This window comes from Zymobacter sp. IVIA_12111.31 C1, assembly GCF_047495495.1.
In the GTDB taxonomy this organism is placed as follows: Bacteria; Pseudomonadota; Gammaproteobacteria; order Pseudomonadales; family Halomonadaceae; genus Zymobacter.
Map to the genome: position 1 here is coordinate 2,449,273 of NZ_CP179930.1, position 26,069 is coordinate 2,475,341.

The window sequence follows — 26,069 nt, forward strand, 5'->3', positions numbered from 1 at the left end:
GGCACATGCTGCCTCAAGTGACTAACTCAGCTGGTAATCCAGCGTTCCCTCTTCTTCATTCACACCGATGACCAACTGCTCGATCGGCGTATCGTCTGCCATGCGGGCCAGCACGTGCTCGGCCAGCTCTGGCATCAGATGTCCCGTCATGAAGTTGTCGATGTCGCGCGCCCCGCTGTCCGCCGTAACACAGCGCTCAGCGATGAAGTCCACCAGCTCAGGGGCATAGTGGAAGGCCGCATTATGATTGCGTTTCACGCGTTTACGCAGCCGTTCGAGCTTGAGCGCGACGATATTGCGCAGCACGTCCTTCTGGATCGGGAAGTACGGCACGATGTTGAGACGACCAAGGAAGGCAGGTTTGAACACATCGTTCAGCAGCGGACGCATTTCATCAACCAGACTCTGCGGTACCGGCAACGTATCGACGTTCAAGCAGCGCTTCATCATGTGATCCGTGCCGACGTTAGAGGTCAGGATGATGACGGTGTTGCGGAAGTTGATTTCACGCCCTTCGCCGTCGTCCATCACCCCTTTGTCGAACACCTGGAAGAACAGTTCGAGCACATCGGGATGCGCTTTTTCAACTTCATCCAGTAGTACGACGCTGTACGGCTTGCGGCGCACGGCCTCGGTCAGCACACCACCTTCGCCGTAGCCGACGTAACCGGGAGGCGCACCTTTCAGGCTCGATACGGTATGCGCTTCCTGATATTCAGACATGTTGATGGTGATCACATTGCGCTCACCACCGTACAGCGTGTCGGCCAGCGACAGCGCCGTTTCGGTCTTACCGACACCGCTCGGCCCTAGTAACAGGAAAACGCCGATGGGTTTGTTGGGATCTTCCAACTTGGCGCGCGAGATCGCGATGCGCTTGCCGATCTCGGCCAACGCATGGTCCTGCCCAATGACGCGCTCGCCCAGCAGACTCGGCAGCTGCTGCACGGTACTCATTTCATCGCGGACCATCTTGCCAAGTGGGATACCTGTCCACGCTGAGATGACCGCACCGACGGTGTTGCCATCAACGTGTGCGTGTACCAGCGGATCACGTTCTTGAATGGCTTCCAGCGCTTCGCGGGCCTGAGCCAGTTCAGCCATCAACGCATCGCGACCGCTGTCCTGTGCCTCCAGTTCGTTGAGCCGCTGGTTGAGCTCATTCCAGTGCTCGACCGCTTCGCACTGCGCCTGCCAGCGCGCGTCGAGCGCTGCGACCTGCTGCTGCACGGCCGCACGTATTTCGGTCAGTTCAGCCAGCCGCGCTGCGTGATGCGCACCGCGCGCCTGCTCGTATTCAAGCTGCTGGCGCTCGGCATCAAGATTGTCGAGGCGGCGACGTGCATCTTCGAGAGCGCCCGGCTGGGCCGACTGCCCCAGCGCTACGCGAGCACAAGCAGTATCCAGCACGCTGACGGCCTTGTCCGGCAGCTGACGTCCTGTGATATAGCGATGGGAGAGGCGTACCGCCTGCTCAATGGCTTCATCGAGAATTTCCACCTTGTGGTGGTCACGCATGCGGCCGATCAAACCGCGCAGCATGTCGATGGCGACCTCTTCCGTTGGTTCATCCACCTTGATGACCTGGAAGCGACGTGCCAGCGCCGCGTCCTTCTCGAAGTATTTCTTGTACTCCGCCCACGTCGTGGCGGCGATGGTCCGCAGCTCACCGCGTGCCAGCGCCGGTTTCAGCAGGTTGGCCGCATCGCCTTGGCCTTCTTTATTGCCGCTACCAATCAGCGTGTGCGCTTCATCAATGAACAGAATGATGGGGTGCAGGCTGCGCTTGGTCTCTTCGATCACGTTCTTGAGACGCTCCTCGAACTCCCCTTTCACACCCGCCCCTGCCTGCAATAACCCTAGGTCGAGCGTGCGCAGTTCAACATTCTGCAGCGGTCGGGGTACGTCACCATTGACGATGCGCAGCGCCAACCCTTCCACGACGGCGGTTTTACCGACCCCCGCTTCACCGGTCAGAATCGGGTTGTTCTGGCGACGACGCGTCAGCACGTCGACCATCTGACGTACTTCCTGCTCGCGGCCCAGTACGGGATCGATATGTCCCGCGCGAGCGCGTTCCGTCAGGTCGATCGTGAACTGATCAAGTGCCGGCGTCTTGCCATTGCCGCGACGCGGTGCACTTTCGCTGCCATCCGCCGCCCCCACAATGCTGAACGGCGCAACGCCGTTCTCAGCACTACCTTCGGTCGCCGCAGAGAATTCATGACGCAGCGCATCGGCGCTGAGCTCATCCAGAGACGGTACGCGACGTACCAGATCACGGCGCAGCTGTCGGTCATCCAGTAGTGCCAGCAGCAGATGGCCGGAACGCACGGCGGCCACTTCCTGTTCGATGGACGCGATGACCCACGCTTTTTCGATCAGGGTGACGATCATCGGCGACAGTGACGGAGCATTAGCATTGCCCGTGCGGAACGTCTCGATGTTGTCATCCAGTTCGTGCGCCAGCGCATCAAGCGAAACGCCACAGTGCTGCATGACATGAACGAGGTCGCTGTCTTCTCGCCCCAGCAGCGTGTACAGCCAGTGTTCGATGTGTGCTTCATACTGGCGTCGTGCCAGACATAGCCCTAGCGCTTCTTCCATCGCTTCGCGGGTTGTGTCATTGAGCTTGGCGAACAGTGATTTGAGATTCACGATGTAGCTCCGTCAAAGGAAATCCTGAATGTCGCGCGTCCGTCCTGCTGACCAGCGCGCGTCTTGTTTTTCAGCCAGCCCAACCAGCCCAGTCTCACGTTACCGACCTGCGCGCCCAAGCGCGGTGCCGGAATGTGCTCAGCGGCCAGCGCCAGCTCAATCCCGATATCGCATTCCACCCCCAGATACAGACGGGCTAGCGATACCAGCTCTGCATGCGCAGGCTGATCAGGCATAAAACGCTGGAACTGGTCGAGATCAAGTGGCCCCACCTCAATCCTGACGCACGACTGGTAATCCCATACTCGACGTCCCAGCATGGCCGACTGTCCTAGCCGTGCATGCTGTCCCCCCAACCGAGTACGCTGTTCCCGCGGCACATCCAACCACTGCCCGCAGAAGGGTCTGACCTTGCAAGGTACTTCGAAATAGAACCCGAGCATCGCCTCCAGATTGAGGCGGTTGCGCGGGCGCTGCGTCAGCATGCCGGAGAAGAATCCGAACAGCTCACGCCGAACCGAACCCGAGGCAGGCGTTTTAAGCTGCTTCACCTGCGACGGCGCGAACCCCAGCAGGTTGAGCAAATAGGTCTCAACGTCAGCGCTGCCATGGCGCTCGTATTCGATATGAAAGCGATACTTCTGCCACGCTTCGTAGAACAGCGCGGTCATGCGATGGGAGAACATGTCCATAAAGGCATGTGCACCGTCATCGCGGTACTGGATATGCCGGTCGATCAGCATCTCGGTATACGGCCGCGGCAGTACGCCGGACGGCCCGACCAACCCCAAGAAGGTGACCTCGATAGAGGTCAGCGCTTCACCCCACGCTGACTGCCGCTGCGGGTTCTCGAAATCGAGGTCGTGCACCTCGCTGGCCGGAAATCCCAGCGACAGCAATGTGCGAAAACGCAGCGGATCATCATGAGGCCGAATTTCGGGGTCCATGCGCCCCGCTCGGCTGTAATACAGTCGCAGCAGCCTGACCAGCTGAAAGAAGCTGAACCGATAAGGCTCTGCGCGCGCCTGGTCGATCAGACCAGGGGCAGTTCCCCTGACCTGGGTGACCATGTCACGACACTCCTTTCTCGTTGCCGACTTCTAAGCGTCAGCTGCGTGAAACTGTTGACCGAGCAGTACTGCCCGAAGAAATGATCCAGCACCATGCCAAACAGGAAAATGCCGCTCCCCGTGAACTGGCTTTCATCCATTTCCAGCGTGATGGCGGTACCGCGAACGAAGTTGGGACGCGGGTGCCCGATGCGCGTCAGCGTGGGGGCACTGGCGATATCGGTGATCCCGTTGATCTGCTTGCGCGTGGCCAGCGTGTCGCGGTAGTTGTACAGCGACAGCATCTCCAGTAGCGCTTCTCGCCCACGGGAAGTCAGCGACATATGGTTCAGCGACAGGTGAGACACCAACCGCCAGATCATCCCCTTGCCCAGCGGCGCACGTACCGATTCGGTCGGCTTGCGCAGGCACCGAATTGCCGACACCACCTGTGTTTGGCTCAGAGAGAAATCACCGTGCGCGTTACCGAACGACATCATCTGAGGCAAATCGCGGTTGCTGCAGGTCAGCGTCAGGCTCAGCGTATCGCTCGACGCTTCTAACAGCTCAAGCTCACGATCGACCAAGCGCAGATACAAATCGGTTCCTTCAACTGTTTCCCGCGCGGTCGGTACGCGACGCATCAACCAATAGCTCTGGTGATTGCGCTCCATATCGCTGCCGCGCGGCTCGAAGAAGGGATGACACACGCTTAGCTCATCATTGCGCCCCGTCTTCTTCACCCGAATGACACGGTCGATAGAAATGATTTCGACCCCATGCTGATGACGCACATCGGGAATGACCGCATATTCAGGCCGTGTATGAGTCAGCTTGATGGGCTCTGCGCGCTGCGGGAACAGGTTGGCGATTGGCGTGCAACCCAAGCGGAACGTGTTGCGATTGACGTTCTGCGCCAGACGCACCAGACGATCGCCCTGCTCGTAATCCGAAAACGCCAGCCGGATCTCAAAACGTTGGGCATTGATACCGCTGAGCGCCCGCTCCAGCCCAGTGATGTCCACGAACATGAATTTGTCAGGGAAGGTGAAGTACTCGTGCAACAGGCGATAGCCGATAAAGGAACGCTCGCTGTAGTCGATCAGCCCTTCGTCCGGCTGGAAACCTACTGGCTTCAGTGCATCGGGCGGCAAGCGGATTTCACGCTCGCGCTGCCCGTCATGGACGAAGACCGATACACGCGCCACGTTGTTGAACAGCAGCTCGTACAGGTGATGCATCAACGTGCTTTCACCGTCGATGAACAGCCGCAGACGATCAAGCCCGAGCTTGCCCAGTTGAACGTTCTGGAAGGTCTCAAACTGTAGCGACAGCTGCGCCACCCAGTCCTTGTCGTGGCCGTTAAAGACCGAGCGTTCCAGCAGCGAGAACTCCGAGCGCGCCATGCGCAGCGGCCACAGCGTCACGTCGTAGCAGGTACGGAACCGGCAGACCATGCCATCAACAGGGTGAGACTGAAGTTCGGTGTGGCGCGGCACATCGTAGCGCGCCGTCAGGTTGCTGTTGGCACCGGGGTCGAATTCCACAATCGAAAGTGAAGGCGTAGGCCTCAGGTAGTGCGGATACAGCACCTCCAGAAAGGCCTGAACGATTTCGGGAAAGTCATCGTCCAGCTTGCGATGAATGCGCGCCGATAGAAAGGCAAAGGCCTCGATCATGCGTTCGACGTGCGGATCTTCGCAGTTGTCTTCTTCGAGTTGAAGACGCGCCGCGATCTTCGGGTATTCGCGTGCGAATTCCTGCCCGAGAAAACGCAGATGCGACATTTCCCGCTCGTAATAAGGAAGCAGATCGTCCAGCATCATGAGAGATTCTGTACCTTGTATTCTTGCGTATTGACCTGCAGTACGGCATCGAACGAAATCGGTCGCGTGACATCTACCAGCACCAGCAACGCCTCGACCCGAAAGCGCAGCATGCGCGACTGCTTAGTCTCGTCGGCCAGAATGACTCGCACGTTGCGAAACCGATGATCCCCGCGCTCAATCGCCAGTTCCAGCTGGCGCTGGATGAGCTGACGGTCTTCCGTACTGTGCACGCCCTTGCCGATGAAATCGGGCAGGCCGTACTCCAGAACAGATCCCTGCAGCGCGGGATAGAAATCGAGCGACTCCGACAGCAGCTCGCGGCGCGTATTGACCATGACTTCTAGGTCACGCACCACGCTCTGCTTGTAATCGTCCAGCGAGCAGAGGCGCCACGGTTGGGCCTCCACTCGCTGATGCGGGGTATCGTCCAGTAGACGATCAAGCAGCGTAGGTACCAGTCGACGAGTCATGAATATCCCCTTCTCGCACGATCAGCATGTCCTGCACTGCGCCCCCACTCCCTCATTAGCTACGCGCCCCTTGCGGCAGCTCAGCCACCAGACGCAGAGACGCCGTCAGCTCGTCGAGCTGATAGTGAGGACGCAAATACGTCACGGCTTTATAGACGCCCGGTTTACCCGGTACTTCAGCCACTTCGACGCGCGCTTCACGCAGCGGATACTGTGCCTTGGCTTCCTGACTCGCGCTGTCGTCCAGCAGTACGTACTGGGACAACCACGTGTTCAGTTCCTGCTCAACCTGCTTGCGAGATGCAAAGCTACCAGTCTTGTCGCGCATAATCGCTTTCATGTAATGCGCAATGCGTGACGTCGCAAAGATGTACTGCAGCTGCGCGGACAGGCGAGCATTGGCGTTGGCCAAGTCGGTGTTGTAGGACTTCTGCTTCTGCGTGGACTGCGTACCAAAGAAGGCGGCGTAGTCGGTGCCCTTGCAGTGCACGAGCGGAATGAAGCCCAAGTCGGACAGCTCTTTCTCACGACGATCGGTGATCGCGATTTCAGTCGGGCACTTGAGCGCCACTTCGCCGTCATCCGTCTCGAATGTGTGCGTCGGCAGCCCTTCAACCAGACCACCACCCTCAACACCACGAATAGCGACACACCAGCCGTACTTGGCAAACGCATCGGTCACACGAGCACCCAGCGCATACGCAGCGTTCATCCACAGGTACTTGTTGTGATCGCGACCATCGGTGTTTTCGACGAAGTTGAACTCTTCGACAGGGGTGGTTTCCGGCCCGTAGGGCAGACGACCCAGTACGTGCGGGCAGGTCAGGCCGACATAGCGAGAATCTTCGGAATTGCGGAAGGACTTCCACTTGGCGTATTCGACCGTATCGAAGATCTTCGACAGATCACGCGGCCCAGCCATGTCGGTGAAACTATCCCAGCCGAACAGCTCCGGAGACGCCGCCGAAATGAACGGCGCGTGAGCGGCAGCCGCCACGTGGGAAGCCTCTTCCAGCAGGTACATATCTTCTGGAGAACGAGAGAACTCGTAATCACCGATCAGCATGCCGAACGGCGCACCACCGAAGGTGCCGTACTCTTCTTCGTAGACTTTCTTGAACAGCGCGCTCTGGTCAAACTCGGAGGCCGACTTGAAGTCACGAATCAGTTCTTTTTTGGAGGCGTTCAGCATCTGGATCTTCATGCTGGTGCCGGTTTCGGTCTGATCCACGAGGTATTTCAGACCGCGCCACGAGGCTTCCATCTGTTGGAACTCGTTGGCGTGCATGACTTCGTTCATCTGCTCGGACAACAGCGCATCGATATCGGCGATACGCGCATCCAACACAGCGATCAGGTCCTTGCTGGGGGTCACTTCACCTTCCAGCACCTGAGAGACCAACTCACCGATCAGATCGCGAGTACGCTCGCGTTCGGTCTCAGAACGTGCGACACGGCTTTCGGAGATGATGCTGTCCAGCAGCGACGCCGGTGGGGCAAAGACTTCCGGTTCGGCATCGAGGGTTTCGACGTGAACCTGCTGTTCCTTGTCACTCATGCGGATAATCCTCTCTCAATCAGTCCTGTTCTTGATCCGTATCGCCAACGGCTGCTTCGCTACCGAATTCTGCGCCCAGCGTGCGAAGCTTTTCAGGATTCTGCAGCACGTCCATCAGCAGCTCTTCGAGCTTGTCGTTGCCGCCCATCTTGTTGCGCAGGTCTGCCAGCTTGTTGCGAACTTCAAGCAGCTTGCGCAGCGGTTCAACCTGCTTGACCACGTTCTGCGGCTCGAAGTCTTCGAGCGACGTGAAGTTGAGTTCGATCGGCAGCTGCGTACCGTCATTGGTCAGCGTGTTGTTAACGCGGTACGTCAGGCGCGGCTTGGTGCCTTTCAGGACGCTATTGAAATTGTCACGGTCGATGCTGACGAACTTGCGGTCCTTGAGTTTCGGCGGCGGCGTCAGCGGGTTGCCAGCGTAGTCCCCTACCACACCGACAACGAAAGGCAGTTCTTTCTGTTCCCGTGCATCCCCGACTTCCACGTCATAAGTGATGTGTACGCGCGGTGCACGTACGCGGCTCAATTTCTGCTGTGTACTTTCTCTAGCCATAGCGTCACAGACCTCATTACGGATAAAGCGTGGTTATATATGTTTTTGAATTCATGAGGGTACCGCATCACAGCGATGCGACGACCCGTTGCAGCCTAAGCTTTAGCTCGTCTTCGATGGACTCGATGGCACTTTCATCGACCAGCTCTTCGAAGGCATTGTTGCCCGCTATTTCAGTGCTGTTGCGAATCATGTCATCGCTGGGCAGACGAGACTTCAGCGGTGATCCCAGTACGCAAAGAGGAAGGTCACCAAATTCGCGGACGCGCTCGAAGCCGATAGGGAAACGCAGTCCCAACAGCAACCGCCCTAGCCCTGCCGTGCGATTGATGCAGAAGAACAGCATCAGATAGTGCACTACGAAACGGTGCAGTTCGGCATTGCTGCGGTTGGGATCGCGCATCAAGCGACGGAAGCGTGCTAGTTCGAATCCTTCGAAACCCACAACCCAGCGGGCGGGGTTCAGAATGCGAACGGGCTGACGCAGCCCTTCGACCCGGCGGTCGTATTCGTAGGGGTACAACACCGGACGGGTATTCATCAGATCCAGCGGCACTTCCAGCTCGTTGATGAGTCCAAAGGGTGCCGTCATAGCGATCTGTTCGTAGAGCGTCTTGAATTCTTTGAAGGCGTGCTGGCTTTCCCGAGTGCTGCCGCGAGGTGCCCCTTGCAGGAATTCACCGAAAACGCGCTGAGGATTGATCAGCAGTGAGAGCGTCGACAGATAGTCCGATGCCTGCTGCCGCAGCATGTCCGATACGGCACGCGTCTGCTTGCGCAAGCGAATGAAGGATTCAACGTCAAATGTTTGCGTCGTCATGAGCATGCCTCTATGTCTCACGCACTGAGTCATCTTCTCAGGCGAGTCTCTACTTCACGGGTGCCAAGGGAGCCATTCGCCTGAGCTCATGTGCATGCTCGCTGTCGTGATCTTCCAACGGACTCAAAACGTCCCCCTTCAATTCGAAGGCGCGTTCGGTGGTACGGACAGTGGAAGACTTGACGACAAGGCGATAGACCGGCGGCTGCGGTTGAAGGTCCTTGGACCAGTCACCCCATGAGGTAGACGTAAAGTTGCCGCCAGGCGCGTCGACATGAGTTTCATTCAGAACATAGCCCTTAGGCTCACCGGTCTGAATATCCTGATAAAGGGAGAGATCGGCACCGATAGCCGTGCAGTCGCTGCACGCCAGCGTACCTTTGAAGCGCATGACGGGGTCATACGTGATGGTCTGCTCTGCGGGCTTGTCATGACCGGCACAACCGGACAGGAAAAGTACGCACGCAGTAATAGCAGTTATAAAGCGGGCATTCATGCCTCGTTTACCCCCAAAAAAACCTATGTCGAAGCGCATCAGGCCATGCCATAACGACATGGAAGCCCGTTTCGCAAACAGCATCCGCTACTTTGAATAATGCACCACCATAATACTTCCGGTTTATTCTACCAGATAGATCTTCAGGACTCTGCCTTGAAATGGCGTGCTGTTAGGTTATCGTCCAGATACCTTTTCTTGTTCATTTTTTTCCAAGAACGGTAATTAAGACAAAATGCGATATGGTTTGTAAAGGTTGAAAATGAAGAAACCAACATCTTTTCCATATCGCCCATCATGCACCATTCATTATCAATGGGTTATGAATGCGTCATCGCACCGCAATGCTACACCACATACGTTGCGATTAGATTCATCCATCATGCACCAGACATAATAAACAACGATAAAACACGCTGAGCATACACTTCATACTTATTTCTTATCATTTTGCTCAGGTATTGTTGTCAAGCGCATTTAACGTACACACCACGCAGGCCCATAAAGGGCATCTCACCGCCTCACTCATTACCATAACGATAACAAATAATCCGCCATTACTGGCCACCACGGTAAGGAAGCGTCAACTCGACGTTTCCATGATCACTGCTATCTTAAAGACGGAGGAAGCAACAACGCACCCCATCTCTTACTGCCAGCCCATTGAAAGGCAGACCATCACGCCATATCGCGTTGGCATGGTCAGCTTTTACACGTCATAACGGCCAGGATAACGAGCGCTTATGAGCACAGCACGCCCCCAGAGGTTCAGTGGCTTAAAGGGCTACATCGACCGCAGAATGACCATCAAGCACCTTCGCATACTGACGGCCATTGCCCGCTACGGAAAGCTGTCCGAAGCGGCGCACAGCCTCAATACGACCACCTCCAACGTTTCGAAGACACTGAAGGAAATCGACGAATTCATTGGCGAGCGCTTATTCGTTCGTCATAACGGCATGTTCAAGGAAACTGAGCGTTCGCGGCACCTGCTCACGCTGGCCAACGATATTTTTTCGGCCATGGATCGTACCAAGGAGCGACTTGATCAGCATCCACCGCTTCATCCCCATACCACGATCATGATCGGCTATTACCGTACGCTGATGAGCGGTCGCGCCCACACGCTATGGAACAAGCTAGTGCTGACAGAACGCTCGTCCAGCGTGATGCTGACACGTCTGTCTCCCAGCGATCTACGCCATCAGGAGAGCTCACGCCAAGATTTCGACATCATCCTGTCCAGCAGCGACCTGCGCCCCTTCCTGCACTTTCCGGAATGGCATCTCATCACACGCCCGCTGCAGGATCTCGTCTTTATGACCAGCGAGCAGCATCGCACAACTCTGCCACGCAGCTTCTTTCTGCCGGCCTGCTCGGAAAGCGTCAACCAAGTACTGACGCACTACATCCACAAATACTTTCCCGATCACGAATCCATCAGCTATTACGATTCGCTGCACTCGATCCTCGAAGTACTGGAACATCCCGGCGCCTGCATCGCCGCAGAGCGGCTTGATAGCCAGCAGATAGCACAGTCGGTTCCTATCCGCGTAATTCAGTCCATGAATCACCACGGCCTGCACTATCAGGCTGCTCTCAATGTCGGGCTGCTCGAACGCAAAGGCCTGCTGGATGACATGGATGCACTGCTACGCGAGATCGCCATCGCCGAGCAAGCAAACTAACACTCCCTGCCTACCAGCGATGGCATTCGTTCATTACTGTGCTGGGCGGATGCGCAGCCAAAGCCGTAGCAACCACTGCTCGAAGCGCGCCATGTACAGATAAATGACCGGCGTTGTGTAGAGCGTCAGCAACTGGCTGACCACTAGCCCACCCGCAATCGCAATACCCAGCGGCCGCCGTAGATCCGCACTGCCGCCGCTTTCAAGCATCAACGGCAGCGCACCACAGAACGCCGCCAGCGACGTCATCATGATGGGACGCAGACGCTGGCGGCAGGCTTCCGTGATCGCCCGCTCTTCGGAGATATGCTGCTGGCGACGATGCGCAAGGGCAAAGTCGACCAGCATGATCGCGTTCTTCTTGACGATCCCCATCAACAGCAGGATGCCGATAAAGCTGATCAGAGACAGCCGTGTTCCCGTGATGTCGATCAACAACAGCGCGCCAAGTCCAGCAGAAGGCAGCGTTGAAAGAATCGTCAGCGGATGGACCAGGCTTTCATACAGCACGCCCAGTACGATGTACATTGTCAGTAACGCCACTACCAGCAACAGAGGCAACGCCGATGACGACTGCTGGAACATTTTCTGCGAACCACCGAAGCCCGACTTGATCTTGTCAGGCAGGCCTATCTTGGTCATGGTCTGCTGGATGTCATCCTGTACGTCATTGAGCGTAACACCGGGCACCAAGTTGAAGGCGATCACCATCGTCGCCATCTGATCCTCATGATCAACAGACGTCGCGGCACTCCCCGTTTCAATGTGGGCGAATGCCGACAGCGGAATGCGTTGACCGTCATCGTTGATGACTGACAGCATATCCAGCACTTCGGGCTCTGCGGTCCATGCAGGCGCCAGTCCCATAATGACATGGTATTCATTCATCACTTCATGACGAGTGGCCACTTGGGTCTGCCCGAAGGCATTGCCAAGGAAGTCGTCGATGTCCGCCATATTGACGCCGTATCGCTCTGCTTGAGTACGATCGACGATCAACCGTACTTCTCGTCCGCGAGCGGTACTGTCGTTTTCAAACCCGGTCAGCGAAGGCAGCTTTCTCAATGCAGCATCAACCTTGGGCGTCCATTCACGCAGCAGAGCCAGATCATCGGATTGCAGAGTGAACTGGTATGCCGCATTAGCACTGCGCCCACCCGACATCAGGTCTTGCATGGAGCGCAAGTTGAACTCGACGCCCGGTTTCAGCTTGCTCAAGCGCGCCGTCAGACGCTGCACGACCTGATCGGCCGTCGCGTCACGCTCACTGATCGGCTTGAGCTGGATGATGTAGCTGGCGGTATTACGCGAACCAAAGCCCCCGCTACCCGTCGATGACACCACGTGTTCAATGGCGGGGTCCTTTCGCACCTCTTCATTGAACTGATTGACGATCGGAATCAGCGCCTGTGATGAGGTGGCCTGATCAGCACGCAGACGCCCCATCAGAACGCCGGTGTCCTGCGAGGGGAAGAATTCCTTCTCGACACGGGTCACGAAATAGCCCATCAACACAATGGTGCCCAGAAAACCACACAGCACCAGACGGCGATGCTTTAAGGCCCACCCCAACGAACGCATATAGCCGTGGGTCATCCCCTGCCCCAAACGCACCACCATGTCATGAAGACGCGCCAGAGTGCGCTGACGCGTGTACAGCGGTTTGGAATGGTCGGGATCCTTCAGCAAGCGTGCGCACAGCATCGGGGTCAGTGTCAACGACACCAGCAGTGAGATAATCAAGGCGATGCAGAGGGTCATCGCAAACTCGCGGAAAAGCTTGCCGATCATGTCGGAGTTCAGCAGGATCGGGAGGAATACCGCTATCAGCGAGAGAGTCATCGCCATGACGGTAAAGCCAATTTCGCGCGCGCCTTCGATAGCCGCCTGCAACCGCCCTTTTCCCATTTCGCGATGACGAATGACGTTTTCGAGCACCACAATGGCATCGTCGACCACGAACCCCGTGGCAATGATCATCGCCATGAGTGACAGGTTGTCGAGACTGTACCCCAGCAGATAGGTGATGGCGCAGGTACCCACCAGAGACAACGGCAACGTACAAGCGGGAATAAACACCGCCCGCCAGTTGCGCAAAAAGAGATAGACAATAAAGACAACCAGCACGATAGAAGCCAGTAGCGCTTCTTCGGTGGCGCGCAGCGATTCCTGCACGCCACCGGAACGATCCAACACCGTGTGGATCTGAACGCCTTCCGGCATCAGGGCCTTGAGCTGAGGCGTGAGCGCTTTGAGGCGTTCGACAGTCTCAATGATATTGGCCCCTGCTGCACGCGACGCGCCGATGATGACCGCCGGACGCCCGTTGTAGTAACCGTTGCTGTACAGTGTTTCCCCGCCGTCATACACATGCGCTACATCGCCCAAACGCACGGCAGCACCATCGTGCCACGCGACGATCACATCCCGCAGCTTCACCGCGTCCACTTGCTGGGCATTGGTGCTAATCCACCACTGCCGTTCGTCGCCCTGCAGCACGCCTACAGGCTTATCCGGCAGCGCATTGTTGATCGCACTCTTGACGGTGGTGAGTGCTATGCCTTGCTGTTCCAACAGCAGCGGTTCGATATCAACCCTGATCCCGGGTGCCGCGCCCCCGTAGATCGACGTTCCCCCGACCCCATTGACCTGCGCCATCTTGGGCTGCAGCACGCTGTTCACTAAGTCGTAGAGCTGAGGCTGCGTCATGATGTCGGATGTCAACGCCAGCATCATGATGGGAGCGCCGCTCGGGTTCATCTTTTGATAGCTGGGACGCGAGGTCATACCGCTCGGCAGCAAGCTTTGAGCAGCATTGAGCGCAGCCTGGACGTCACGCGCGGCGCTATCGACATCGCGATCCATATCGAACTGCATGATGATGCGCGTACTGCCCTGACTACTGGTCGAGGTCAGCTCGTTGACGCCAGATATCTTGCCCAGCGCGCGCTCCAGCGGAGCCGCCACGGACGACGACATCGTTTCAGGGCTTGCCCCAGACAGTGAAGCGCGCACCATGATGACGGGGAAGTCGATCTGAGGCAGCGGCGACACCGGCATCAGAGAGAAACCCAGCAGCCCCAGCAGCAGCACTGACAGGCTACTGAGGATGGTCAGGACAGGGCGAGTGATGAAGAGCGCTACGCCTTTCATTCGGCCTCCTGTTCAACGCGACGATAGCGTTGAGCGATCCGGTCGAAGAACAGATAGATCACAGGCGTTGTATAAAGCGTCAGCAGCTGGCTCAGACTGAGGCCACCAACGATGGCCAGCCCCAACGGACGGCGCAACTCACCACCGGTACCCGTGGCCAGCATCAAAGGCAAGGCACCGAACAGCGCCGCCAGCGTCGTCATCATAATTGGACGAAAACGCAGCAGGCAGGCGCGGTGAATGGCCTCGTGCGCCGTCATGCCCATATGGCGTTCGCCCTCAAGAGCAAAGTCGACCAACATGATCGCATTCTTTTTCACGATCCCGATCAACAGAATCAACCCGATCAATGCAATCAGTGAGAAGTCGGTATCCGTGAACATCAGCGCCAAGAAAGCCCCGATGGCCGCTGAAGGCAGCGTCGACAAAATCGTTATCGGATGGATGAAGCTTTCATACAGCACGCCCAGCACAACGTACATGGTCAGCACGGCCACCACGATCAACCACAGCATGTTATCGCTGATATGGCTGAAGGCCGACATGACCCCTTGATAGTTGAGCGATAAGGTTTCCGGCAGACCGATATCTGTAGCCGCTGCGCGAATCGCCGCCTGAGCATCTTCAAGCGAGTAGCCATCGGCCAGCGCAAACGACACCGTCACGGCGGGCAACTGATCCAAACGAGTGTACTGCTGGTAGCCCACGCGCTGCTCGACCTTCACCAGCTGCGTTAGCGGCACCATGACGGTATTGCCGTTGGTATCCGTCGTACTACCCGCCAGACGAATATGTTCGAGGTCAGATGGCATCTGTCGATACGCTGACGCCACGCGCAGCACCACACGATACTGGTTAGCCTGGGTGAAGATCGTCGAGATTAAGCGCTGCCCATAGGCATCGTAGAGCGCACTTTGAATATCAGCGACAGTGATGCCATAGCGTGCTGCCTGCGCACGATCAATGGTCAACGCCAGCACGGGAGCACTGTTCTGCAGGTTATCCGTCACATCCAGAATGGCTGGTTGCTTCTGCAGTGCTTCGCGCAAGCGCGGCATCCACTGCGCCAGCGTTTCGCGCTGGACGGCGTCTAGCGTGAACTGATACGGCAGCGGCGTAGTGATCGCATCCACACTCAGATCCTGCCCTGGCGCAAACCAGACCTTGACGCCCATCAGCTGATCATTCAGTGCGCGCAAGCGTGACGCCACCTGTTCGGCACTTTCACCGCGCTCGTCATAAGAGCGCAATGCAATCTGCAATCGTCCAGTGTTGAGCGACTCATTAGTACCATCAACGCCAATGATTGAACTTACTGATTCCACCGCGGGGTCTTTCAACAGCTGTGCAACCACACGCCCTTGGCGACGTTCCATTTCAGCAAACGAAACGTCCTGCGGCGCCACCACTGTCGCGCGGATCAACCCCGTATCCTGCGCGGGGAAAAAGCCTTTGGGAATAATGACGTACATAATCCCCGTCAATACCACACACCCCACTGCGACAGCCAGCGTGGCTAGCTGATGCCCGAATACCCATTGCAATGATCGGTCATAGACGGCCGTCAACCGCTCGAACTGTGCCATAGGCCAGTCAAGCAGCCGCCCCATGATGCCTTTTCGTGCCGTTTCATGATGCGTGATCTCGCGCTTGCGCAGCAGCCAGGCACACAGCATGGGCGTCAACGTCAGCGAGACCACCATGGACACCAGAATGGCGACCGCCAGCGTAATGGAGAACTCCCGGAACAAACGCCCAACAACGTCCCCCATGAACAGCAGAGGAATGAGCACGGCCACCAGCGAGAGCGTCAGGGAGATAATGGTGAAGCCAATCTGACCGGCCCCATTGATGGCGGCCTGCATGGGTGATTCCCCCTCATCCTCCATGCGGCGCTGAATGTTTTCGACCATGACGATCGCATCATCGATAACGAACCCGGTTGCAATCGTCAGTGCCATCAACGTCAGTGTATTCAGGCTAAAGTCCGCGAGGTACATCACCCCAAACGTCACGATCAGCGACAGAGGCACTGCAACACCGGGGATCAGCGTGGCCCCCAATGTACGCAGAAAGACCAGACACACCACGACCACCAGCACAATGGACAACAGCAAGTCCACTTCGACATCGTGAATGGACGAACGAATGGTCTGAGTACGATCATTGATCACATCAAGGTGAACAGACGCCGGCAGCGACGCCTGTAAGGAAGGCAGCAGTGCTTTGACCCGGTCAACCACCTCAATCACATTGGCCCCAGGCTGGCGCTGAATATTGACCACGATGGCTTTCTGGCCGTTGGCCCATGCCGACAGATATTCGTTCTCAGGCGCACGTGCGAGTGTCGCCACGTCACCCAGCTTGAGAACGTTTTGGTTTTCATACTTCAGTACGATGCCCGCATAGTCGTCAGCACTCTGCAACTGATCATTGGCGGCCAGCGTCATCGCATGCTCCGGCCCATCCAAACCACCCTTAGAGCCATTGACGTTGCTGTTGGACACAGCGGTACGCACATTTTCCATCGTCAGGCCATGAGCAGCCAGCTTGACGGGGTCGATCTGGATGCCAACAGAGGGACGCTGCCCCCCTTCAAGACTGACCAACCCCACTCCGCTGACCTGAGACAGCTTCAGCGCAATGCGGTTATTCAAGACATCCTGCACTTCGGTCAACGGCAAAGAAGATGACGTTGCAGCCAATGACAACACTGCGGTGTCTGTCGGATTAACCTTGGTATACGTGGGGCGAGAAGGAAGATCGGAAGGAAGGTTAGCCTCGGCAGCATCCAGTGCACTTTGCACCTCTTGCTCTGCCGTATCCATCGAGGTTTCAAGCGAGAACGTCAGCGTAATGACCGATGCTCCACCGCTACTGGTGGTGTACATCTGCGACAGCCCCGAAATCTGCCCTAGCTCACGCTCAAGGGGAGCCGTCACCGTCGTCGACATGACGTCTGGCCCCGCCCCTGGGTACTGCGTCACGATCTGCAACGTAGGATAATCGACCTGGGGCAGCGCCGAGACCGAGAGCAAGCGGTACGAGAAGCCCCCCAAGCACAGCGCTGCTAGGGTCAGCAGCAAGGTCGCTATCGGGCGACGGATAAAGAGCGTCGATACATTCATGCCTTTTTATCCTGCGCCTCAGGCTTAGCAGCGGCCTCATCGCTCTGCTTAAGCGGCGACACCTTCACACCATCGCTCAAACGGTCGATGCCTTGGATGACAACGCGCTCGCCCGCCTGCACACCAGAGTCAATGACGGTATACCCGTTGCTGACCGGCCCCGTAGCAATGCTGGCCTTGCGAATATGATCCCCATCGCCGATGACATAAACGAAGCTACCGTCATCATTCCACTGCACGGCCCCCGTCGGCACAACGATCGCGTTATGCAGCATTCCCAACTGTAGCGTTACGCTGACGGACTGATTGGGGTACAGCTGATTATCTGTATTGGGTAGCAAAGCTTTCAGCTTTATGCTGCCGGTATTGATATCGATCTGGTTGCTGGCATAGCTTACTGCGCCCTGAGCCAGTACCGAACGCCCGAAGGCATCCATGACCTGAACCGGCATTGTTTTGCTGTCGCGCAACATCCCCATGATCTGAGAGAGGTAGCGCTCAGGCACACTGAAAGTGAGCGCCATGGGCTGTGTCTGTGTGATAGTGACGATGCCGGTCGTATCGCTAGAGTGCACCATGTTCCCCACATCGACTTGGTGTAGACCGGTATAGCCACTAATAGGAGCCACGATGCGTCCAAAGCTGATATTAAGCGCCGCTGCCGCAATCTGGGCTTGATCACTTTTTATCGAGCCTTCGTATCCTTCAGAAGATGCACGCTGAGTGTCCAGATCCTGCCGAGAAATGGCACCGTTCTGGAACAACTGTTGGTAGCGTTCGTACTTACGCTTCTCACTGCGCAGCTGAGCATTGTCCTTGGCGAGCTGACCTTCATACTGCGCCTTTGTGGCCTGATAGGTGCGAGTATCAAGTTCGGCTAACAGCTGCCCTTCCTGAACATACTGCCCATCAGTGAAATGAAGTTTCATCAACTGACCATCAATGCGGCTCGTTACCGTCACAGTTGCATTGGCACTCAGCGTACCTAAGGCTTTTACCTCAACAGGCATGTCTTTCAGAACAGCCTCTTCATACAGCACCGAAATACTGCGCGCCGTCTTCTCTTCCTGCGGCTGGGACTTCCCGTAATGAAAATACCCGTATCCCCCGATAGCGAGAGCGGCAATAACCAACACAACGCCAATGCGACCTTTACGGCGCGGCGCAGAATGAGAAGACGTTTTGCTCACAAGCAACTCCGTACGATTTCTATGAACGGCATGATTTTTCAAAAGCCTCGGGCCTACAACGGGTTATCGGCCGAGGCGCACAGCGCTTTCCCCAGGAAGGCGCTTGCGATGCTTCACCACAGACCTCGCCACCGTGAAAACAGCAGCCTTACTCCATCACACCACTATGAAATTAATCATGACATACCCCACCAATCGAAAGATGATCAACATCATGAAAGTGAAACGGAACGTCCCGTCGCTATCGTAAGCAACGTTGCAAAGGCGTTTTTTTGACCGATCAGAAGGCACCTAGTTTCATACCTTAGTCCCATCAAAAATAATTCGGCAAGCCAGATGCAAAGTTACATTTTCATAAGTAGCCCTTGTTCAAGGGCATAACGATCCTGCTTACGGACGTAATTTTCTGAGCCACCAGCAAGATAACGGTATAATAATAAATACGGCGTAATTGAAGTAAAAATATTGCCGCTGACGAGCCAGTAAAAACGTCATCTGACCGAGTCCATTCACACCAGCGCTTTATTGATACGGCCATAAAACAACAGGTCTGATAGAAACAGTTGTATTAAGAGCACGATGAAAGCAGGTCAGTTGAAAGAAAGGAAACAGCTATAGATACAGTGCTCGGGTGCACTCAACTGTAGTAATGAATTTACAGAAAGCGAATAAACATTAAAAAGATAAGGCCAAAAGGAGCACGAGTTTGCGCATCGCCGAGGCCGTCGCTCAGCAAACCGTTGAAGATAGCGTAACGGAAGGCCGTGATAGCGCTCACCTGAAGGACCCCATTGAGGCACACTTCTGGACGCCAGAGTACGCTCGCTACCGCTAGACGCTACAGTTTTGACGTCTTGTGATAACAAAACCCCCCGATGATCCGCGGCTCAGGCCATCATCGGGGTGTTTTTATAACGGTATCTAGTGTTTGACTGTTTCGATAGATGAGCGATCTGCAGACAGCGCTGGGGGGTGAGGTGAACGGTGGGCTGCTGACGTATCTGTCGTCTTGGAGGCAGGGGCTTCGCGGTTACGCTACCGCCCTTCTTCTCTGTCTTCTCTTTTGCTCATCTGCGGCTTTTGAGTGACGGCTCTGGGTCTGGGTACTGGCACTGCCGTTATTGCCTTCGGCCTGCGCTTGCCTCCCCTACCCCCAAAGCAAATACCCCCGACCATTGCTGGCCGGGGGTATTCAGTAGAGATGCTTGACGATGACCTACTCTCACATGGGGAAGCCCCACACTACCATCGGCGCTGAGCGGTTTCACTTCTGAGTTCGGCATGGGATCAGGTGGTACCCGCTCGCTATGGTCGTCAAGCGTATTCGGTTCGGTCTCGATGCCTAAGGCACCGCTACCTAAATCTGTAAATCATGCTGGGCCGAGATCGTCTCGTTGCGTATCCGTTATTTTCGGATCGTGTCTATAACCCTTTGGGGTTATATGGTCAAGCCTCACGGACCATTAGTACACGTTAGCTCAACGCATTGACTGCGCTTCCACACCGTGCCTATCAACCTCGTAGTCTTCGAGGGTCCTTTAGGGGCTCAAGGCCCCAGGGAAGTCTCATCTTGAAGGGGCTTCCCGCTTAGATGCTTTCAGCGGTTATCCCGTCCGAACATAGCTACCCGGCAATGCCACTGGCGTGACAACCGGAACACCAGAGGTTCGTCCACTCCGGTCCTCTCGTACTAGGAGCAGCTCTTCTCAAACTTCCAACGCCCACGGCAGATAGGGACCGAACTGTCTCACGACGTTCTAAACCCAGCTCGCGTACCACTTTAAATGGCGAACAGCCATACCCTTGGGACCGACTTCAGCCCCAGGATGTGATGAGCCGACATCGAGGTGCCAAACACCGCCGTCGATGTGAACTCTTGGGCGGTATCAGCCTGTTATCCCCGGAGTACCTTTTATCCGTTGAGCGATGGCCCTTCCATACAGAACCACCGGATCACTAGAACCTACTTTCGTACCTGCTCGACGTGTCTGTCTCGCAGTCAAGCACCCTTATGCTCTTGCACTCACTGCACGGTTTCCAACCGTACTGAGGGTACCTTCGTGCTCCTCCGTTACTCTTTGGGAGGAGACCGCCCCAGTCAAACTACCCACCACACACTGTCCTTCTACCGGATAACGGTAGCAAGTTAGAACGCCAATGATGTCAGGCTGGTATTTCAGGTTGGCTCCACTGCAACTGGCGTCACAGTTTCAAAGCCTCCCAGCTATCCTACACAGACAACATCAGCATCCAGTGTGAAGCTATAGTAAAGGTTCACGGGGTCTTTCCGTCTAGCCGCGGGAACACTGCATCTTCACAGCGATTTCAATTTCACTGAGTCTCGGGTGGAGACAGTGTGGCCATCATTACGCCATTCGTGCAGGTCGGAACTTACCCGACAAGGAATTTCGCTACCTTAGGACCGTTATAGTTACGGCCGCCGTTTACCGGGGCTTCGATCAGGAGCTTCGGACGAGTCCTAACACCATCAATTAACCTTCCGGCACCGGGCAGGCGTCACACCCTATACGTCCGCTCACGCGTTAGCAGAGTGCTGTGTTTTTAATAAACAGTTGCAGCCACCTGGTATCTTCGACCGGTTGGGGCTCTGAGAGCGAGTCTCTTCACCTTACGCCGGCGCACCTTCTCCCGAAGTTACGGTGCCATTTTGCCTAGTTCCTTCACCCGAGTTCTCTCAAGCGCCTTGGTATTCTCTACCTGACCACCTGTGTCGGTTTGGGGTACGGTCACACAGTACCTGAAGCTTAGAGGTTTTTCCTGGAAGCGTGGCATCAATGACTTCCTGAGTCCGAGGAATCAGTTCGTCTCGTATCTCGACCTTAAGCAAGCGGATTTGCCTACTTGCTCAGCCTACATACTTTCACCAGGACAACCGTCGCCTGGCTCACCTAGCCTTCTCCGTCACCCCATCGCAGTACTGTCTGGTACAGGAATATTAACCTGTTTCCCATCGACTACGCCTTTCGGCCTCGCCTTAGGGGCCGACTCACTCTGCTCCGATTAACGTCGAACAGAAAACCTTGGTCTTCCGGCGAGGGAGGTTTTCACTCCCTTTATCGTTACTCATGTCAGCATTCGCACTTGTGATACCTCCAGCATGCCTTACAGCACACCTTCGCAGGCTTACACAACGCTCCTCTACCGCTCAACACTTAGGTGTTGAACCCGTAGCTTCGGTACTTGGTTTGAGCCCCGTTACATCTTCCGCGCAGGCCGACTCGACTAGTGAGCTATTACGCTTTCTTTAAAGGGTGGCTGCTTCTAAGCCAACCTCCTAGCTGTCTGAGCCTTCCCACATCGTTTCCCACTTAACCAAGATTTTGGGACCTTAGCTGACGGTCTGGGTTGTTTCCCTTTTCACAACGGACGTTAGCACCCGCTGTGTGTCTCCCATGCTGCACTCACCGGTATTCGGAGTTTGCCTCGGGTTGGTAAGTCGGGATGACCCCCTAGCCGAAACAGTGCTCTACCCCCGGCGGTGATACATGAGGCGCTACCTAAATAGCTTTCGAGGAGAACCAGCTATCTCCGAGCTTGATTAGCCTTTCACTCCGATCCACAAGTCATCCGAATCTTTTCAACAGATCCCGGTTCGGTCCTCCAGTTGATGTTACTCAACCTTCAACCTGCTCATGGATAGATCGCCCGGTTTCGGGTCTATTCCCAGCAACTATGTCGCCCATTTAAGACTCGGTTTCCTACGCCTCCCCTATACGGTTAAGCTCGCTACTGAGAATAAGTCGCTGACCCATTATACAAAAGGTACGCAGTCACAGAACAAGTCTGCTCCCACTGCTTGTACGCACACGGTTTCAGGATCTATTTCACTCCCCTCACTGGGGTTCTTTTCGCCTTTCCCTCACGGTACTGGTTCACTATCGGTCAGCCAGGAGTATTTAGCCTGGAGGATGGTCCCCCATGTTCAGTCAAAGTTTCACGTGCTCCGACCTACTCGATTTCACCTTAATTGCATTTTCGCGTACGGGGCTATCACCCACTATGGCGTGCATTTCCAAACACTTCCGCTAATACAACTAAGACTTAAGGGCTAGTCCCCGGTCGCTCGCCGCTACTGGGGGAATCTCGGTTGATTTCTTTTCCTCGGGGTACTTAGATGTTTCAGTTCTCCCGGTTTGCCTCCATACCCTATGTATTCAGGTAAGGATACCCGTCTTATGACGGGTGGGTTTCCCATTCAGAGATCACCGGATCAAAGGTCATTTGCCACCTCCCCGATGCTTATCGCAGGCTATCACGTCTTTCATCGCCTCTGGCTGCCTAGGCATCCACCGTGTGCGCTTAATCGCTTGACCATATAACCCGAAAGAGTCATAGATCACGATCATACGAAAACAATTTTCGCCGGATACGCTTGAGACGTATCTCATTTGCCAATGTCACAGCGTATCGGATAATACTTCCGAGGAAGTAAAATCTGATGGCGTTCCATTGGACTTGGCATCAGCATGATTTACATTGTTAAAGAGCAATACTGCGAGCAAGAAGCTTGCAGTCAGGAAACAACATTCATCACACGCTGCATCGTTGACTATTAAGACATCTAATAATCAATCATCAGGTGATGAAGATTGGTTCGTGACTAGAAGCTAGATCACTAAACTAAGTACTGGAGAACCGGCCATCAAGACAGTCAGATGGTGGAGCCAAGGAGGATCGAACTCCTGACCTCCTGCGTGCAAGGCAGGCGCTCTCCCAGCTGAGCTATGGCCCCATATAATAATGGTGGGTCTGGGCAGACTCGAACTGCCGACCTCACCCTTATCAGGGTGCGCTCTAACCAACTGAGCTACAGACCCGGCAACTGCTTGCGCACGGCCAGGAATATCCCCTGCAGTACTTCGCTCTACTACGATCAGGCAATTTGTTGTGGACACTTGAGATCACGAGGTGATCATTTTACGTTTAAGGAGGTGATCCAGCCGCAGGTTCCCTACGGCTACCTTGTTACGACTTCACCCCAGTCATGAACCACACCGTGGTAACCGTTTTCCCGAAGGTTAAACTAGCCACTTCTGGTGCAATCCACTCCCATGGTGTGACGGGCGGTGTGTACAAGGCCCGGGAACGTATTCACCGCGACATTCTGATTCGCGATTACTAGCGATTCCGACTTCACGGAGTCGAGTTGCAGACTCCGATCCGGACTGAGGCGAGCTTTCTGGGATTAGCTTCACGTCGCCGCTTCGCAACCCTCTGTACTCGCCATTGTAGCACGTGGTAGCCCTACTCGTAAGGGCCATGATGACTTGACGTCGTCCCCACCTTCCTCCGGTTTGTCACCGGCAGTCTCCTTAGAGTTCCCGACCGAATCGCTGGCAAATAAGGATAGGGGTTGCGCTCGTTACGGGACTTAACCCAACATTTCACAACACGAGCTGACGACAGCCATGCAGCACCTGTCTCAGAGTTCCCGAAGGCACCGATCCATCTCTGGAAAGTTCTCTGGATGTCAAGAGTAGGTAAGGTTCTTCGCGTTGCATCGAATTAAACCACATGCTCCACCGCTTGTGCGGGCCCCGTCAATTCATTTGAGTTTTAGTCTTGCGACCGTACTCCCCAGGCGGTCAACTTAGTGCGTTAGCTGCGCCACTAAATCCTCAAGGGATCCAACGGCTAGTTGACATCGTTTACGGCGTGGACTACCAGGGTATCTAATCCTGTTTGCTACCCACGCTTTCGCGCCTCAGCGTCAGTGTCAGTCCAGAAGGCCGCCTTCGCCACTGGTATTCCTCCAGATCTCTACGCATTTCACCGCTACACCTGGAATTCTACCTTCCTCTCCTGCACTCAAGTCTGCCAGTTCCAAATGCTGTTCCCAGGTTAAGCCCGGGGCTTTCACATCTGGCTTAACAGACCGCCTACGCGCCCTTTACGCCCAGTAATTCCGATTAACGCTCGCACCCTCCGTATTACCGCGGCTGCTGGCACGGAGTTAGCCGGTGCTTCTTCTGTGGGTGATGTCCTTCCTGAAACGTATTAGGTCTCAGGCTTTCTTCCCCACTGAAAGTGCTTTACAACCCTAAGGCCTTCTTCACACACGCGGCATGGCTGGATCAGGCTTTCGCCCATTGTCCAATATTCCCCACTGCTGCCTCCCGTAGGAGTCTGGGCCGTGTCTCAGTCCCAGTGTGGCTGATCATCCTCTCAGACCAGCTATGGATCGTTGCCTTGGTGAGCCATTACCTCACCAACTAGCTAATCCAACATGGGCTCATCCGATAGCGAAAGGTCCGAAGATCCCCTCCTTTCTCCCGTAGGACGTATGCGGTATTAGCGTGCGTTTCCACACGTTATCCCCCACTATCGGGCAGATTCCCATGCATTACTCACCCGTCCGCCGCTCGCCACCAGGAAGCAAGCTTCCCGTGCTGCCGCTCGACTTGCATGTGTTAGGCCTGCCGCCAGCGTTCAATCTGAGCCATGATCAAACTCTTCAGTTTAAATCTTTCATTGGTCATTAGGTGACCAATCCGGCTCGAGTATCGAAACAACTCATGAATCGATGAGTTACTTGATGCTCGAAATGATGATTCACTTCGAAAACCTCAAGCACCCACACAAATTGCCTGATCATCTTGTTAAAGAGCGTCTTGCGAGCGGCGTTCGCTGCTCAGCAAGTGGAAGCACATTCTACATTTTCTGAAGAATTTGTCAACCGCCGATTTGGCGATCGCTTCAGGAGATTACACAACCATCTCAACTGAACCATCTTCAAGAAAAAACGAAGACCTACAAGAGGTTAGCTTCCGTGCCACCCGGCGTTTTCCCTGGCAGCGAGGGCGTACTTTACAGAGATCACCCCGGGTTGGCAAGGGCTTTGTGGCTTTTATTTCACGCCAAACCGCATTGGCGGAATATTTTTTCAACAGGTGGTTGGTGGTTGGTGGTTGGTGGTTGGTGGTTGGTGGTTGGTGGTTGGTGGTTGGTGGTTGGTGGTTGGTGGTTGGTGGTTGGTGGTTGGTGGTTGGTGGTTGGTGGTTGGTGGTTGGTGGTTGGTGGTTGGTGGTTGGTGGTTGGTGGTTGGTGGTTGGTGGTTGGTGGTTGGTGGTTGGTGGTTGGTGGTTGGTGGTTGGTGGTTGGTGGTTGGTGGTTGGTGGTTGGTGGTTGGTGGTTGGTGGTCGGTGGTTGGTGGTCGGTGGTCGGTGGTCGGTGGTCGGTGGTCGGTGGTCGGTGGTCGGTGGTCGGTGGTCGGTGGTCGGTGGTCGGTGGTCGGTGGTCGGTGGTCGGTGGTCGGTGGTCGGTGGTCGGTGGTCGGTGGTCGGTGGTCGGTGGTCGGTGGTCGGTGGTCGGTGGTCGGTGGTCGGTGGTCGGTGGTCGGTGGTCGGTGGTCGACAGCATGATCTTCGCTTACCACTCTCTTATTCACACCGTTATATTCACCTTTACTCGCCATTAAAGACATAAAGAAACGAGCCTCCCCTATGGGGAGACTCGC

Annotated in this window: 14 protein-coding genes, 2 tRNA genes and 3 rRNA genes; 3 read left to right on the forward strand and 16 right to left on the reverse strand. The window is 55.6% G+C overall.

Going from position 1 to position 26,069, the window contains the following annotated elements; genetic code table 11:
• Positions 1 to 21: 21 nt before the first annotated feature.
• The 8 genes from tssH to ACMHYW_RS11015 form a co-directional block, all read right to left on the reverse strand.
• Positions 22 to 2,607, reverse strand: a complete 2,586-nt coding sequence (tssH, locus tag ACMHYW_RS10980; protein ID WP_414501508.1) for a type VI secretion system ATPase TssH — start codon at positions 2,605 to 2,607, stop codon at positions 22 to 24.
• A gap of 47 nt (positions 2,608 to 2,654) precedes the next feature.
• Complete coding sequence (tssG, locus tag ACMHYW_RS10985) at positions 2,655 to 3,728, reverse strand: type VI secretion system baseplate subunit TssG (RefSeq protein WP_414499945.1); 1,074 nt, start codon at positions 3,726 to 3,728, stop codon at positions 2,655 to 2,657.
• The gene (gene tssF / locus ACMHYW_RS10990; protein ID WP_414499946.1) at positions 3,692 to 5,533 is read right to left on the reverse strand and encodes a type VI secretion system baseplate subunit TssF; all 1,842 of its coding nucleotides are present in this window, start codon (positions 5,531 to 5,533) and stop codon (positions 3,692 to 3,694) included. Before tssF ends, tssG begins: the two co-directional genes overlap by 37 nt.
• The gene (tssE, locus tag ACMHYW_RS10995) at positions 5,530 to 6,006 is read right to left on the reverse strand and encodes a type VI secretion system baseplate subunit TssE (RefSeq protein ID WP_027705842.1); all 477 of its coding nucleotides are present in this window, start codon (positions 6,004 to 6,006) and stop codon (positions 5,530 to 5,532) included. Before tssE ends, tssF begins: the two co-directional genes overlap by 4 nt.
• A 55-nt stretch (positions 6,007 to 6,061) precedes the next feature.
• The gene (gene tssC, locus ACMHYW_RS11000; protein WP_027705841.1) at positions 6,062 to 7,564 is read right to left on the reverse strand and encodes a type VI secretion system contractile sheath large subunit; all 1,503 of its coding nucleotides are present in this window, start codon (positions 7,562 to 7,564) and stop codon (positions 6,062 to 6,064) included.
• Positions 7,565 to 7,583: 19 nt separating this feature from the next.
• Positions 7,584 to 8,117 (reverse strand): type VI secretion system contractile sheath small subunit, encoded by a 534-nt coding sequence (gene tssB, locus ACMHYW_RS11005; protein WP_414499947.1) that lies wholly within the window; start codon positions 8,115 to 8,117, stop codon positions 7,584 to 7,586.
• Positions 8,118 to 8,184: 67 nt separating this feature from the next.
• A complete protein-coding gene (locus ACMHYW_RS11010; RefSeq protein WP_027705839.1) occupies positions 8,185 to 8,937 on the reverse strand; it encodes a hypothetical protein in 753 nt (250 codons plus the stop codon).
• 49 nt (positions 8,938 to 8,986) lie between these two features.
• A complete protein-coding gene (locus ACMHYW_RS11015; protein ID WP_414499948.1) occupies positions 8,987 to 9,493 on the reverse strand; it encodes a hypothetical protein in 507 nt (168 codons plus the stop codon).
• Positions 9,494 to 10,233: 740 nt separating this feature from the next.
• Here ACMHYW_RS11015 and ACMHYW_RS11020 point away from each other — a divergent pair.
• The gene (locus ACMHYW_RS11020) at positions 10,234 to 11,121 is read left to right on the forward strand and encodes a LysR family transcriptional regulator (protein WP_414499949.1); all 888 of its coding nucleotides are present in this window, start codon (positions 10,234 to 10,236) and stop codon (positions 11,119 to 11,121) included.
• Between the two features lie 33 nt (positions 11,122 to 11,154).
• Here ACMHYW_RS11020 and ACMHYW_RS11025 read toward each other — a convergent pair whose 3' ends face one another.
• The 3 genes from ACMHYW_RS11025 to ACMHYW_RS11035 are packed head-to-tail and all read right to left on the reverse strand — an operon-like array spanning position 11,155 to position 18,592.
• Positions 11,155 to 14,274, reverse strand: a complete 3,120-nt coding sequence (locus ACMHYW_RS11025; RefSeq protein ID WP_414499950.1) for an efflux RND transporter permease subunit — start codon at positions 14,272 to 14,274, stop codon at positions 11,155 to 11,157.
• Positions 14,271 to 17,402, reverse strand: a complete 3,132-nt coding sequence (locus ACMHYW_RS11030) for an efflux RND transporter permease subunit (protein ID WP_414499951.1) — start codon at positions 17,400 to 17,402, stop codon at positions 14,271 to 14,273. Before ACMHYW_RS11030 ends, ACMHYW_RS11025 begins: the two co-directional genes overlap by 4 nt.
• Positions 17,399 to 18,592: an efflux RND transporter periplasmic adaptor subunit gene (locus ACMHYW_RS11035; RefSeq protein WP_414499952.1), complete on the reverse strand. Its 1,194-nt coding sequence runs from the start codon at positions 18,590 to 18,592 to the stop codon at positions 17,399 to 17,401. The genes ACMHYW_RS11030 and ACMHYW_RS11035 overlap by 4 nt, the downstream gene beginning before the upstream one ends.
• Positions 18,593 to 19,298: 706 nt before the next feature.
• Between ACMHYW_RS11035 and ACMHYW_RS11040 the strand changes: the two genes are divergently transcribed.
• Positions 19,299 to 19,427 carry a hypothetical protein gene (locus ACMHYW_RS11040; RefSeq protein ID WP_414499953.1) on the forward strand — a complete coding sequence of 43 codons (129 nt, stop codon included), beginning with the start codon at positions 19,299 to 19,301 and terminating at the stop codon, positions 19,425 to 19,427.
• Positions 19,428 to 19,795: 368 nt separating this feature from the next.
• On the opposite strand, the gene rrf is transcribed toward ACMHYW_RS11040, so the two are convergent.
• The 5 genes from rrf to ACMHYW_RS11065 form a co-directional block, all read right to left on the reverse strand.
• Positions 19,796 to 19,911: ribosomal RNA gene (gene rrf, locus ACMHYW_RS11045) — 5S ribosomal RNA — on the reverse strand.
• Between the two features lie 123 nt (positions 19,912 to 20,034).
• A 23S ribosomal RNA gene (locus ACMHYW_RS11050) occupies positions 20,035 to 22,926 on the reverse strand.
• Positions 22,927 to 23,269: 343 nt separating this feature from the next.
• Positions 23,270 to 23,345 (reverse strand) — tRNA-Ala (locus ACMHYW_RS11055).
• A gap of 9 nt (positions 23,346 to 23,354) precedes the next feature.
• Positions 23,355 to 23,430 (reverse strand) — tRNA-OTHER (locus ACMHYW_RS11060).
• Between the two features lie 107 nt (positions 23,431 to 23,537).
• Positions 23,538 to 25,074 (reverse strand): 16S ribosomal RNA (locus ACMHYW_RS11065).
• The 16S, 23S and 5S rRNA genes sit together here with 2 tRNA genes alongside, the layout of an rRNA operon.
• Positions 25,075 to 25,514: 440 nt before the next feature.
• Between ACMHYW_RS11065 and ACMHYW_RS11070 the strand changes: the two genes are divergently transcribed.
• Positions 25,515 to 26,030, forward strand: a complete 516-nt coding sequence (locus tag ACMHYW_RS11070; protein WP_414499954.1) for a hypothetical protein — start codon at positions 25,515 to 25,517, stop codon at positions 26,028 to 26,030.
• Positions 26,031 to 26,069 lie beyond the last annotated feature (39 nt).